11 protein-coding genes are annotated in these 11,994 nt (G+C 75.3%); 4 read left to right on the forward strand and 7 right to left on the reverse strand.

The window, feature by feature from the left end; translation table 11 throughout:
• Positions 1 to 15 precede the first annotated feature (15 nt).
• The gene (locus tag ACZ5GH_RS32660; protein WP_387753674.1) at positions 16 to 1,521 is read right to left on the reverse strand and encodes a DUF2252 domain-containing protein; all 1,506 of its coding nucleotides are present in this window, start codon (positions 1,519 to 1,521) and stop codon (positions 16 to 18) included.
• Between the two features lie 138 nt (positions 1,522 to 1,659).
• Between ACZ5GH_RS32660 and ACZ5GH_RS32665 the strand changes: the two genes are divergently transcribed.
• Positions 1,660 to 2,103 (forward strand): ribosomal maturation YjgA family protein, encoded by a 444-nt coding sequence (locus ACZ5GH_RS32665; protein ID WP_387753672.1) that lies wholly within the window; start codon positions 1,660 to 1,662, stop codon positions 2,101 to 2,103.
• Positions 2,104 to 2,110: 7 nt separating this feature from the next.
• Here ACZ5GH_RS32665 and ACZ5GH_RS32670 read toward each other — a convergent pair whose 3' ends face one another.
• A complete protein-coding gene (locus ACZ5GH_RS32670) occupies positions 2,111 to 2,893 on the reverse strand; it encodes an SGNH/GDSL hydrolase family protein (protein ID WP_464336083.1) in 783 nt (260 codons plus the stop codon).
• Between the two features lie 215 nt (positions 2,894 to 3,108).
• On the opposite strand from ACZ5GH_RS32670, the gene ACZ5GH_RS32675 reads away from it, so the two are divergent.
• The gene (locus ACZ5GH_RS32675) at positions 3,109 to 4,002 is read left to right on the forward strand and encodes a 4Fe-4S domain-containing protein (RefSeq protein WP_464336084.1); all 894 of its coding nucleotides are present in this window, start codon (positions 3,109 to 3,111) and stop codon (positions 4,000 to 4,002) included.
• A gap of 219 nt (positions 4,003 to 4,221) precedes the next feature.
• Positions 4,222 to 5,049: a dimethylargininase gene (gene ddaH / locus ACZ5GH_RS32680; protein WP_387753663.1), complete on the forward strand. Its 828-nt coding sequence runs from the start codon at positions 4,222 to 4,224 to the stop codon at positions 5,047 to 5,049.
• Here the strand turns inward: ddaH and ACZ5GH_RS32685 are convergent.
• The 5 genes from ACZ5GH_RS32685 to ACZ5GH_RS32705 form a co-directional block, all read right to left on the reverse strand.
• Entirely contained in the window at positions 5,036 to 5,755 is a 720-nt protein-coding gene (locus tag ACZ5GH_RS32685) for a LutC/YkgG family protein (RefSeq protein WP_464336085.1), read from the reverse strand. The two genes, ddaH and ACZ5GH_RS32685, sit on opposite strands and share 14 nt — an antisense overlap.
• Positions 5,752 to 7,197 carry a lactate utilization protein B gene (locus ACZ5GH_RS32690; protein ID WP_464336086.1) on the reverse strand — a complete coding sequence of 482 codons (1,446 nt, stop codon included), beginning with the start codon at positions 7,195 to 7,197 and terminating at the stop codon, positions 5,752 to 5,754. The genes ACZ5GH_RS32685 and ACZ5GH_RS32690 overlap by 4 nt, the downstream gene beginning before the upstream one ends.
• Positions 7,194 to 7,958: a (Fe-S)-binding protein gene (locus tag ACZ5GH_RS32695; RefSeq protein WP_387753654.1), complete on the reverse strand. Its 765-nt coding sequence runs from the start codon at positions 7,956 to 7,958 to the stop codon at positions 7,194 to 7,196. Before ACZ5GH_RS32695 ends, ACZ5GH_RS32690 begins: the two co-directional genes overlap by 4 nt.
• A gap of 215 nt (positions 7,959 to 8,173) precedes the next feature.
• Positions 8,174 to 9,355 (reverse strand): globin domain-containing protein, encoded by a 1,182-nt coding sequence (locus tag ACZ5GH_RS32700; protein WP_464336087.1) that lies wholly within the window; start codon positions 9,353 to 9,355, stop codon positions 8,174 to 8,176.
• A 74-nt stretch (positions 9,356 to 9,429) separates the two neighbouring features.
• Positions 9,430 to 9,927 (reverse strand): RrF2 family transcriptional regulator, encoded by a 498-nt coding sequence (locus ACZ5GH_RS32705; protein WP_387753649.1) that lies wholly within the window; start codon positions 9,925 to 9,927, stop codon positions 9,430 to 9,432.
• A 308-nt stretch (positions 9,928 to 10,235) separates the two neighbouring features.
• Here ACZ5GH_RS32705 and ACZ5GH_RS32710 point away from each other — a divergent pair, with 308 nt between their 5' ends.
• Positions 10,236 to 11,885, forward strand: a complete 1,650-nt coding sequence (locus tag ACZ5GH_RS32710) for a YVTN family beta-propeller repeat protein (protein ID WP_464336088.1) — start codon at positions 10,236 to 10,238, stop codon at positions 11,883 to 11,885.
• Positions 11,886 to 11,994: the final 109 nt, after the last annotated feature.

Here is an 11,994-nt window from a genome sequence, read left to right on the forward strand (position 1 = left end):
CGGCCGCCGGGTGGGTCAGACGCCGTGCTCGGCGGGCAGCCGCCCGTTGCGCACGGCCGTCAGCAGGTCGGCGTGGTCGGCCTCGGTGCGGTCCGCGTAGGCCACGGCGAAGGCGGCGACCGCCTCGTCCAGCGCCTCGCTCTTGCCGCAGTACCCGGCCAGCAGGCCCGGGTCGGCGGTGTGCGAGTGCGCCCGGGCCAGCAGGGCGCCGGTGATCCGGGCGTAGTCGTCCAGCTGGGACGGCTGCAGCGCGGCCGGGTCGACGCTGCCCTTGCGGTTGCGGAACTGCCGCACCTGGTAGGGGAGTCCGTCGACGGTGGTCCAGCCCAGCAGGGTGTCGCTGACCACCTGCATGTGCTTCTGCCCGAGTACCACCCGGCGGCCCTCGTGCCCGTCCGCCGCCGGCCGCGACCCGCTCGGCAGGTACGGCAGCAGCGCGGACGGACGGGCTTCCTTCACCTGCAGCACCAGCGGCTGGTCCCGGTGGTCGGTGAGCAGCACCACGTACGAGCGGGTGCCCACGCTGCCGGTGCCGACCACCCGGAACGCCACGTCCTGCACCCGGTAGCGGGACAGCAGGGTGCGCACCTCGGCCGGCACCGTCTCCACGTACGGGCCGAGCGCGTGGGCGACGGCGCGGGCGGTCGCGTCGGTCACCTCGGTGAGCACCGGGGGCGCGGCCGTGAAGCGCCAACCGCCGTCCGCGGTACGGTCGGTGTTGCGCGCGGCGAACCGCGCACTGGTGTTGCCGAGGGCCTTCGCGCCGACCTTGCGCAGCACCTCGGTGAGGTCGTGGGCCTCGGCGAAGGAGACCAACTGCTCGTCCGCGACGGCGTTCCAGGCGTCCAGCGTGGGCAGCTTGGCGAGCGTGCGCACGGTCCGGCGGTACGAGCCGGCCGCGTGCTGGGCGGCCTCCCGCGCGATGGACTCGCCCGCCCCCGCCTCCCGGGCGGCCAGCACCAGGCTGGCGGCGAGCCGCTTGAGGTCCCACTCCCAGGGGCCGGGGACGGTCTCGTCGAAGTCGTTGATGTCCAGCACGATCTGGCCGCGGGCGTCGCCGTACAGGCCGAAGTTCGCGGCGTGGGCGTCCCCGCACAGCTGCGCGCCCACCCCGGTCACCGGGGTGCCGGCGAGGTCGGCGGCCATCAGGCCGGCCGAACCGCGCAGGAACGCGAACGGGCCGGCCGCCATCCGGCCGACCCGGATCGGCACCAGCCGGTCTATTCGGCCGGTGTTGGAGGCCTCCAGCGCGGTCACGGCCGTCGGCCGGTCGGGCGCGGGCGTGAACTCCGCGTGCCGCTCCCGGGGCAGCCGCGTCCGCAGCTCCTTGCCGCGCTCCCGCGCCCGCCCGTCCTGCGCCGGGGCGAACCCGGCCACCGCGAACCCGCGCCGGGTCCGTCCGTCCCGCCCCGCCGCCGACTCCGGCCGCGCCCCGGCCACTTCGGCCCCACCCACGTGCGCCACTCGTCCCGCCCGTCCCTTCCGGTCCTCACCCCGCCCGCGACCTGCGCGGACGTTCATCGGGGGGAGTGACGATACGGCGTGGTACGGCGGTTCCGGGGGCCGGGGGTCCGCTTGCGGGGGCGCGGGAACGCTCCCTCCGACGCTGCCCCCGGCGCCCCGCACCCTCCACCGGGGCGACCGGGTACCGTGGGCCGGATGAACGATCTTGGGGGGAACGGCCTTCGGGCACGCCGGCGCACGCGCCTGGCTGCCGCCGTGGCGGCGGTGCTGACCGTGGCGGCCGGACTGGGGGTGCGGGCGGTGCTGGGCGGGGAGCTCGCCAAGTACGCCGGGGACGCGCTCTACACCGTCCTGCTGTACGCGCTGCTGGTGCTGGCCGCGCCGAGGGTCCGCCCCGGCCGCGCCGCCGCCGTGGCCGCCGCGCTCAGCTGGGCCGTGGAGCTGTTCCAGCTGACCGGCCTGCCGGACGACTGGGGGCGGCGGAGCACCCTGGCCCGGCTGGTGCTGGGCTCCACCTTCAACCCGCCGGACCTGCTCTGGTACCTGGTCGGCGCCGGCTGCGCCGGGGTGCTCCACCGGGTGCTGCGGACCTCCCGAGTCGCAGCAACCGGCGGAGCCGTCCGGGACGGCGCGGGCTGACCCGGCGTCAGAGCGGAAGCAGGTCCGGCCGCTTGGGCTCGACGTGGTCGCCCGAGGACTCCCCGCGCAGGCGCCGGCCGACCCAGGGCAGCAGGTGCTCGCGGGCCCACTGGATGTTCTCCCGCCGCTGGTCGGAAGGGGTGAGCACGCGGGTGTCCGGCCAGGGGGCCTCCGGGTCCTGCTCGGTGCGCAGGCCCAGCGAGCGGGCGGCCAGCAGGGCGACCCGCTGGTGGCCCTCGCCGGACAGGTGCAGGCGGTCCTCGCTCCACGCGCGGCGGTCCTGCACCGCGCGCAGCGACCACAGGTCGGCCACCTTGCAGCCGTTGCGGTCGGCGACGGCGCGCATGTGCCCGTTGTAGGTGGCGATCTTGCCGCGCAGGTGCTTCAGCAGCGGCACGTCCTTGGTGTCGAAGCCGGTGCAGATCAGCACCGTCCCGGCGTTCTCGGCGAGTTGGACGACGGCGGCCTCGAAGCGCTCGGCCACCTCGTCCGGGTCGCTGCCCGGTCGGAGGATGTCGTTGCCGCCCGCGCAGAAGGTGACCAGGTCGGGCTGGAGGCGCCGGACCTCCGGCACCTGCTCGGCGGAGATCTGGTCCAGCAGTCGTCCGCGCACCGCGAGGTTGGCGTAGCGGAAGGCGCCCGGCGGGCGTCCGTCGGCGAGGAGTCCGGCGAGGCGGTCGGCCCACCCGGCGAACCTGCCGTCGACGCCCGGGTCGTTCAGGCCCTCGGTGAAGCTGTCGCCGAGGGCGGCATACGAATCGAGGTCAAGGGTCTCCTGGAGATTCGGCATGAAAGAGATAGTTCACCCAATCAAGTGACCTACGCCACCGTAGGTGGCTCCGGCGGCACGTGAGATGGGCCACGTACCCCCGTCGGCCGCTCCGCCCGCAGATGGACGGCTCCCGGAAAGCACAAGATCACCACCCCCTTCCGCTTTCCGGCCCGCCCGGCGGATGCTCGAAGGGAGCGGCCGCTCCGGCCGCCGTCCGTCTGGGGAGGACATCCATGACCACCGACCCGCGCGCCGACGTGTCCGAGAACTGGTCCATCGACGACCGGTGCACCAACTGCGACGTGGCCCGGCAGCTCGCGCCCGACCTGGTCCGCGAGCACGAGGGCCGCTCCGAGCTGGTCCGCCAGCCGCGCGACGCGGCCGAGCGCGGGCAGCTGCTCGCCGCCGCCCACGCCTGCCCGACCCGCTCCATCCGTCCCGGCACCGGGCCGCTGGACCCGGCCGAGGACCCGTTCCCGCTGGCCCTCGCCGACGACCTGCTGCTGCTCGGCCAGAACTCCCGCCACACCGCGGGTGCCAACTCCTACCTCTGCCGCCGGCCGGCCGGCTGGGTGATGGTCGACACCCCGCGCTACAGCGAGGCCCTCGCCGCCCGGTACGCCGAGCTGGGCCCGGTCACCGACGTCCTGCTCACGCACCGCGACCACGCCGCCCACGGCCGGGCGTACGCCGACCGGTTCGGCGCCCGGCTCTGGATCCACGAGGGCGACCTGGACGCCGTGCCCGACGCCGACCGGGTGCTGCGCGGCACCGCGCCGACGGAGATCTCGCCCGGCCTGGTCGCCCACCCGTTCCCCGGCCACACCAGGGGCAGCGTGCTCTACCTCGCGGACGAGCGGTACTGCTTCAGCGGCGACAGCCTGTACTGGTCCCGCGCCACCGGGGACATCGAGGTGGCGGAGTCGGTGACCTGGTACTCGATCGAGGAGCTCGCCGCCTCGCTGCGGCGCGGCGTCGGCGTGCTGCGCTTCGAGTGGCTGCTGCCCGGACACGGCGGCCGGGGCCGGATGTCCGCGGCGGAGGCGGACCGCCGGCTGCGGGCGCTGGCCGAGCGGTGCGGGGAGCTGCGGCCGAGGCCCGTGGACTTCGGCGCGGTCCGCTGGTAGCGGACGGAGCCCGTCCGCCGGCCGTGGCGGAGGAGGCGGCGCAGGAGCGGTGCGCCGGTGCCTGCGCCGGGTGCGCGGGGGCATGCGACCGCTGAGAGCCGCCGCCCGGGTGTGCGCATGGTCCCGCCGGGGCAACCGCCTTGGGAACGAAGGTGTTCGGCCCTGCGAACCCCGAAGCTCCGTGCGACGAACTCCCCGCGATCCAAGGATGGTTGAGCCATGCTCACGCAGACTCCGGAGCGCCACGCCCGGCCGCGGCGCTACCTGATGTGCCGGCCGACGCACTTCACCGTGGACTACGCGATCAACCCGTGGATGGACCCCTCCCAGCCCACCGACACCGCGCTCGCCCTGCGCCAGTGGGAGCAGCTCTACTGGACGTACCGCCGGCTCGGCCACACCGTCGAGCTGATCGACCCGGTGCCCGGCCTGCCCGACATGGTGTACACCGCCAACGGCGCCACCGTGCTGGGCGGCCGGGCCCTGGTCGCCTCTTTCCGCCACCCGCAGCGGGCCGCCGAGTCGCAGGCGTACCAGAGGTGGTTCCGCGAGCGCGGCTACCGCGAGGTGCGCCTGGCCGGGCACGTCAACGAGGGGGAGGGGGACCACCTGCTGGTGGGCGGCCGGGTGCTCGCCGGGGCGGGCATCCGCACCTCGCGCGCCGCGCACGCCGAGGTCGGGGAGATGTTCGGCGTCCCGGTGGTCAGCCTGACCCTGGTCGACCCGCGCTTCTACCACCTGGACACCGCGCTGGCGGTGCTCGCGGACGACCACATCATGTACTACCCGGAGGCCTTCGACGCCGACAGCCGCTCGGTGCTGCGCGCGCTCCACCCGGACGCGATCCTCGCGGACCGGGCCGACGCCGAGGTGTTCGGGCTCAACGCGGTCTCGGACGGCCGCCGGGTCCTGCTGCCGGAGGCCGCCAAGAACCTGGCCGGCCGCCTGGCCGAGCAGGGCTACCAGCCGGTCCCGGTGGACGTCTCGGAGCTGCTGAAGGGCGGCGGCGGGGCGAAGTGCTGCACCCTGGAGCTCAGGCCGGAGTGACGGGCCCCGGTCGGGCCTCCGGGCCGGTGACCAGCAGCACCTCCAGGGTGCGCGGGCCGTGCACCCCCTCCACCCGGTCCAGCTCGATGTCGCTGGTGGCGGACGGCCCCGAGATCCAGGTCTGCGGCCGGACCGGATCGAGCCGCGGCAGGGCGAGCGGCACCGAGGCGACGACCTGCTCCGGTGCCCGCACCACGCAGACGTGGTGGTCGGGCACGAGCGAGAGCAGCCGCCGCCCCTGGCCGGGGCCGGCGTCCAGCACGATCGTCCCGGTCTCGGCGACGGCCAGCGCGCAGCCGGTCACCACACTGTCCACGGCGTCCAGCCGGGCGGCGGTCAACGTCCCGTCGTCCGGGAGGAGTTCGACCCCCGCGGCCTCGGCAGCGGTGAGCCAGGCGGTCGGCAGCCCGGCCGGTACCGCGACCGTCCGGCTGCCCCGTTCGGCCAGCAACCCGGCGATCCGCCGGGGCAGTTCGTCCTCGGCGCAGCGGTGCACCAGGGCCCGGTAGTCGGCCAGGTTGCGGTGCAGCAGGTCCAGCACCGCCGCCCGGTCGTCGGTCGGGACGTGCGCCGTCAGGTAGTCGCGCGGCAGCGGCCGTTCGGCCACGTCGGAGGTGCCGCCGAGCGCGGCCCTGATCCGGCCGAGGACCAACTCCCGGGAGCCGCCGGGCCGGTGGGGGAGGCGGGGGCGGTCGGACGCGGTCATGTGCGGTTCCTCCGCCACCAGTCGCGGAACGGTTCGGCCGGAACCTCCGGCAGGTCCCGGGTGTCGGTCCAGGCCCGCCCGGGCCCTCGCAGCCGGCGCGGATGCAGCGACCGGGTGCGGCCGGCCAGCCACTCGGCGGCGGTGAGCGCCGCCGGGTGGTCCAGCACGAACCCGGCGGCCGCCATCGCGGCCCGCTCCAGCGGGTGTCCGCCCTGCTCGGCGACCCGCTCGCGCAGGTGCACCAGTACCTCGGGGATGTCGATCGCCACCGGGCAGACCTCGTAGCAGGCCCCGCAGAGCGAGGAGGCGTACGGCAGCGAGGCGTCCACCGCACCGGCGGTGCCGCGCAGTTGGGGCGTCAGGACGGCGCCGATCGGCCCCGGGTAGACCGAGCCGTAGGCGTGCCCGCCGGCCCGCTCGTACACCGGGCAGACGTTGAGGCAGGCCGAGCAGCGGATGCAGCGCAGCGCCTGGCGGCCGACCCGGTCGGCGAGCGCGGCGGTGCGGCCGTTGTCCAGCAGCACCAGGTGGAACTCGGACGGGCCGTCGCCCCGCGTCGTCCCGGTCCAGAACGAGGTGTACGGGTTCATCCGCTCGGCGGTGGAGGAGCGGGGCAGCAGTTGGAGGAAGACCTCCAGGTCCCGCCAGGTCGGCACGACCTTCTCGATCCCGACCACCGAGATCAGGGTGCGCGGCAGGGTGAGGCACATCCGGCCGTTGCCCTCGGACTCGACCACCACCAGGGTGCCGGTCTCGGCGACCATGAAGTTGGCGCCGGAGACGGCGACCTCGGCGCGCAGGAACTTCTCCCGCAGGTGCAGCCGGGCGGCCTCGGCGAGTTCCGCGGGGGAGTCGGTGAGGCCCTCGGGCGCCGGGCGGCCCCAGGCGGCCATCCGGTCGGCGAAGACCTCCCGGATCTCCGCCCGGTTGCGGTGGATCGCCGGTACCAGGATGTGCGAGGGGCGGTCGTCGCCCAACTGGACGATCAGCTCGGCGAGATCGGTCTCGTAGGCGGCGATCCCCTCGGCGGCCAGCGCCTCGTTGAGCTCGATCTCCTGGGTGGCCATCGACTTGACCTTGACGACCTCCGTCGCTCCGGCGGCCCTGACCAGGCCGGCGACGATCCGGTTGGCCTCCTCGGCGTCGGCGGCCCAGTGCACCGCGCCGCCGGCCGCCGTGACGGCCTCCTCCAACTGGACCAGGTAGCGGTCGAGATGGCGCAGCGTGTGGTCCTTGATCGCCTTCCCGGCGGCGCGCAGCTCCGCCCAGTCGGCGAGTTCGGCGACGGCCCGGGCCCGCTTGTCGCGGATGGTGTGGGTGGCGTGCCGCAGGTTGGCGCGCAGCCGCTCGTTCCGTACGGCCTCGGCGGCGGCCCGGGGGAAGGCGGGCATGCCGAGGAAGGTGCCGGCCGGGTCTGCGGTGCGCTCGCTCCGCTCGCTCATGCGGACGGCCTCCAGGGGTGCTCCTCGGTGCTGGCCAGGATCTCCGCCAGGTGCAGCGGCCGCAGCGGCGCGCCCTTGCGGCGCAGGGTCCCGCCGAGGTGCAGCAGGCAGGAGTTGTCGGTGCCGCAGAGGATCCGGGCGCCGGTGCCGAGGGCGTTGGCGATCTTGTCCTCGGCCATGGCCGCCGAGACCGCGGCGTTCTTGACCGCGAAGGTGCCGCCGAAGCCGCAGCACTCCTCGGCCCCGGGCAGCTCGACCAGTTCCAGGCCCCGGACGGCGGCCAGCAGCCGGCGCGGGCGCCCACCGAGGCCGAGCAGGCGCAGGCCGTGGCAGGACGGGTGGTAGGTGACGGTGTGCGGGAAGTGCGCGCCGACGTCCTCGACGCCGAGCACGTCGGTCAGGAACTCGGTCAGCTCGACCACCCGGGGCACCAGCGCGCCGGCCAGGTCGGCGAGTTCGGTGCCCCGGCCCTCGGCGGCGGCCCGGGCGCCGATCCGGGGGTAGTCGTTCCGGACCATCGCCACGCAGGAGCCCGAGGGCGTCACCACGTGGTCGTACCCGGCGAAGGCCTTCGCCGTCCGCCGGACCAGCGGCTCGCAGGCCCTGCGGTAGCCGGTGTTGTACTGGGGCTGCCCGCAACAGGTCTGCCCGGCGGGGAAGTCCACCGTCACGCCGAGCCGTTCCAGCAGCCGGACGGTGGCCACCGCGGTGGCGGGGAACAGCGCGTCGTTGACACAGGTGGCGAACAGTGCGACCCGCATCCGGGCTCCCTCCTGCCGAACCTCCGCGAACCGGACTCTCTCGAACCGGCCTCCCCCGCACCGGAGTCCGGCGAACCGGACTTCCGCCGAACGGCGCCGGTCCGCTCGTGATCGTACCGAGCGGACCGGCGCCGCGGTGGGACCTCGGCGGCGGAACGTCAGGCCCCTGGACCTCAGGCCCTCGGACCGCAGGCCCCGGGGCCGGGGCGCGGGGATCAGGCGCCGAGCCAGAGGTCCGGGCCGAACACCTCGTAGTGGATGTCGGCCGCCGCGACGCCCGCGGTCAGCAACTGCTCGCGGACGGCGCGCAGGAAGGGGAGCGGGCCGCAGAGGTAGGCGGTGGTGCCGGCCGGGACCTCGACGGTGGAGAGGTCCACCAGGCCGGTGCGCTCGGCCGGCCACTCGCCGAGCGGCTGCTCGTAGAAGACGTGCGAGGTGGCGTTCGGCAGCGTCGCGGTGAGCCGCGCCAGCTCGGCCCGGAAGGCGTGGCTGAGCTGGTCGCGGTCGCCGTGCACGGAGACGACCTGCCGGGTGGAGCCGGTGGCGGCCAGGTGGTCCAGCATGGCGGTCATCGGGGTGTTGCCGATGCCGGCGGAGGCGAGCAGCACCGGGCCGTCGCCGTCGGCGAGGGCGATGTCGCCCAGCGGGGGCGCCAGTTCGACGGGGTCGCCGGCCTTCAGGTGGTCGTGCAGGTGGCTGGAGACCTCGCCGCCGTCCTCGCGCTTGACGCTGAAGCGCAGCGCGCCGTCGGCGCCGCCGGAGAGGCTGTACTGGCGGATCTGGTGGGCGCCGTCGGGCAGTTCGGTGCGCACCGAGACGTAGTGGCCGGGGCGGAAGGCGGGCACCGGGCGGCCGTCGGCCGGGCGGACCAGGTAGGTGGTGACGGTCTCGGTCTCCTGGACGCGGGCGACGACGGTGTAGGTGCGCCACAGGTCGGCCGGGTCGCCGCCGGCGGCCGCCTCGGCGCGCAGCCGGTCCTCGACGGCGATCAGCGCGTTGGCCATCAGCCAGTAGACCTCGTCCCAGGCGGCGGCGACCTCGGGCGTGACGGCGTCGCCGAGCACCTCCACGATGGCGGCGAACAGGTGCTCGTGGACGATCTTGTACTGGTCGTTGCCGATGCCGACAGAGACGTGCTTGTGGGCGATGCGGGCGAGCATCGCGTCCGGCCGCTGGTCCGGGTCGGCGACCAGGGCGGTGGCGAAGGCGGCTATCGAGCCGGCCAGGGCCTCGCGCTGGCTGCCGTTGGCCTGGTTGCCCCGGTTGAAGAGGTCGCGCAGCAGCTCGGGGTGCGCGGCGAACAGCCGGTCGTAGAAGCGCGGGGTGATGTCCCCGATGGCGGCGCCCACGACGGGCAGGGTGGCCTCGATGACCTCGGCGGACTTCGCGGACAGCATCAGACGGGCTCCTAACTGGTATCTGAGATTCGTATTAAAGGCCGCGAGGTGGAGCGCGGCCCCGGGTGGGCTGGTCAGCCGGTGGGTGCGGTGGAACCGGTGGCGCGGGCGGTGCCGTCGGTACGGGCGGTGCCGGCGGGTCCCGCGGTGAGGCTGAGCAGGACCGGGCCGGTGGGGGAGGCCACCAGGTCGGCGATGGAGAGGTGGTCGAGCGCGGCGAAGAACGCCTCCTGGGCGCCCCGCAGCGCCCCGCGCAGCCGGCACGCGGCCCGCAGCGGACACGGCGGGTCGTCCTCGCAGCCGACCACGTCGCCGACCCCCTCCAGCTCCCGCAGCAGCAGCCCGAGCGAACCGGTCCGCCCGGCGAAGGTGAGCATCAGCCCGCCGCCGCGACCTCGCCGGGCCTCCACCACCCCCAAGTGCTGCAGCCGGCTGACCACCTTCGCCGCGTGGGTGTACGGCACACCGACCGACTCGGCCACCTCGCGGGTGGTCGGGTTGTCGCCCTCGCCCAGGACGGCCAGTCGCATGGCGATCCGCAGGGCGATGTCGGTGCTCTTGGTCAGCCTCACGTTCGGAACGCTATCCGAATGCGACTCTGCAACTCCAATTTCCTGCACGACTTCGATCGAGACGCTGGTCACGTCGTCCCGGGAGCCCTCGACCGGCCGGGTCCGGGCGCCCGCCGTGGTGGGCTCCGGCCGGGGGCCGCCCCCGTGCCGGGCCCCGGCGGTCGCTCGCCCCGTGATCGGAAACGAACAGTTGGCGACATTACCCACCACTACCTGACGTCGTGTCAGGGCTGCTTCTACGCTTCCCCCGGCTCCGAACCCACCACGCACCACGCATGTCCGGACCTGCCGAGCAGTTGGAGAGACCCGTGAGAAGAATCCGTACACCCCGTCGTGCCCGGACGGCCGTGGTCGCGATAGCCGCGACCACGGCCGCCCTGCTGTCGCTGCCCGCGACGGCCGGGGCCGTCACGCCGCCGCCGACCGTCGCCGCGCACCTGGCGGTGGCGCCGTACCCGGCGGGCGTCGCGCTGACCCCGGACGGCGGCCACGCCTACGTGACCAGCCAGAGCAGCGGCGCGGTCAGCGTGCTGGACACCGCGGCCGCCACCGTGTCCGGCACCTTCACCGCCGGGAGCGGCTCGTACGCCGTGGCCGTGTCGCCCGACGGGCGCCGGGCCTACCTGACGCACCACCTGGACGGCACCGTCAGCGTCGTGGACACCGCCACCGACACCGTCACCGCGACCGTCCCGGTCGGCGCCCAGCCCTGGGGCCTGGCCCTCTCGCCGGACGGCTCGCGCGCCTACGTGGCCAACGCCGGGGCCGGCACCGTGAGCGTGCTGGACACCTCGTCCGCCACCGTGACCGCCACCGTCCCGGTCGGCGCCGAACCGCACGGGCTGGCCGTCTCCGCGGACGGGGCCCGGCTGTACGTCGCCGCCTCCGGCGACAAGGCGGTCACCGTGGTCGACACCGTGAGCAGCACGGTGAGCGGCACCGTCGCGGTCGGCCACGGCGCCTTCGGCCTCGCGCTCAGCCCGGACGGCACCCGGTTGTGGGCCGCCGACGGCGACGACGGCACCGCCGCCGTGATCGACACCGCGGCCGGCACCGTCCTCGGCACCGTCGCGGTCGGCTCCGGCCCCTACGCCGTGGCGCTCTCCCCGGACGGCGCGGCGGCCTACGTCTCCAACTACGCCGACGACACCCTGAGCGTGGTGGACACCGCGAGCCGGACAGTCACCGCGACCGTCCCCGTGGGCACCGGCCCGTACAGCCTGGCGCTGACCGCCGACGGGCGGCACGGCTACCTCGCCGACTTCACCGGCGGCGCCGTCGACGTGGTGCACTTCCCGCCGCCGGTGCCGGACGTCACCGCGATCAGCCCGAACGGCGGCTCCGGGGCGGGCGGCACCACGGTGACCGTCACCGGCACCGACCTGGCCGGCGCCACCGCGGTGACCTTCGGCGCGGCCGGCGCCGCCCCCTCGTTCAGCTGCACCAGGACCATCTGCACCGCGACCGCCCCCGCCACCACCGTCACCGGGCCGGTGGACGTACGGGTCACCGCGCCCGGCGGCACGAGCGCGGCCGTCGCCGCCGACCGCTTCACCTACACCGCCCCCGCCGCCCACCTGGGCGTCGAGCTCACCGCGACCCCGGTGGCCGGGCTGTTCTCCAGCCGGGTCGACTACACCGTCACCCTCACCGGGCAGGGCCCCGACCCGGTCCTCTCGGCCACCGTCGCCGCCGACCTGCCCGCCGGGCTGACCGCGACCTCCGGCGACTGCACCGTCTCCGCCGGGAAGCTCGGCTGCGCGCTGACGGCGCCGCTGGCCAAGGGCGCGAGCACCACCCGGCACTTCTCGATCGGGGTCGGCCTGTTCTCGCTGCTCCGCAGCTGGGACGTCACGGTGGCCCGCACCGGCGGAGCGCCCGTCGACCCGTCGCCCGCCACCAGCCGGGCGACCCGCAGCTGCACGGCGGTGCTCGGGGTGCTGATCACCTGCAAGTAGCGCCCGGCCCTGCACGTGGCGCCGGCCCCGCCGCGGGCGGGCGGCCGACCGGGCCCCGCCGAAACCTTTCGGCGGGGCCCGGCCCGGTGGTGCGCGGGCTCGCTCAACG

It is taken from the genome of Kitasatospora sp. Xyl93, from assembly GCF_055383135.1.

Bases quoted from the DNA above. Each gene is read 5' to 3' on its own strand.
- ACZ5GH_RS32660 (WP_387753674.1), bottom strand. From the start codon at position 1,521: ATGAACGTCCGCGCAGGTCGCGGGCGGGGTGAGGACCGGAAGGGACGG.
- ACZ5GH_RS32665 (WP_387753672.1), top strand. From the start codon at position 1,660: ATGAACGATCTTGGGGGGAACGGCCTTCGGGCACGCCGGCGCACGCGC.
- ACZ5GH_RS32670 (WP_464336083.1), bottom strand. From the start codon at position 2,893: ATGCCGAATCTCCAGGAGACCCTTGACCTCGATTCGTATGCCGCCCTC.
- ACZ5GH_RS32675 (WP_464336084.1), top strand. From the start codon at position 3,109: ATGACCACCGACCCGCGCGCCGACGTGTCCGAGAACTGGTCCATCGAC.
- ddaH (WP_387753663.1), top strand. From the start codon at position 4,222: ATGCTCACGCAGACTCCGGAGCGCCACGCCCGGCCGCGGCGCTACCTG.
- ACZ5GH_RS32685 (WP_464336085.1), bottom strand. From the start codon at position 5,755: ATGACCGCGTCCGACCGCCCCCGCCTCCCCCACCGGCCCGGCGGCTCC.
- ACZ5GH_RS32690 (WP_464336086.1), bottom strand. From the start codon at position 7,197: ATGAGCGAGCGGAGCGAGCGCACCGCAGACCCGGCCGGCACCTTCCTC.
- ACZ5GH_RS32695 (WP_387753654.1), bottom strand. From the start codon at position 7,958: ATGCGGGTCGCACTGTTCGCCACCTGTGTCAACGACGCGCTGTTCCCC.
- ACZ5GH_RS32700 (WP_464336087.1), bottom strand. From the start codon at position 9,355: ATGCTGTCCGCGAAGTCCGCCGAGGTCATCGAGGCCACCCTGCCCGTC.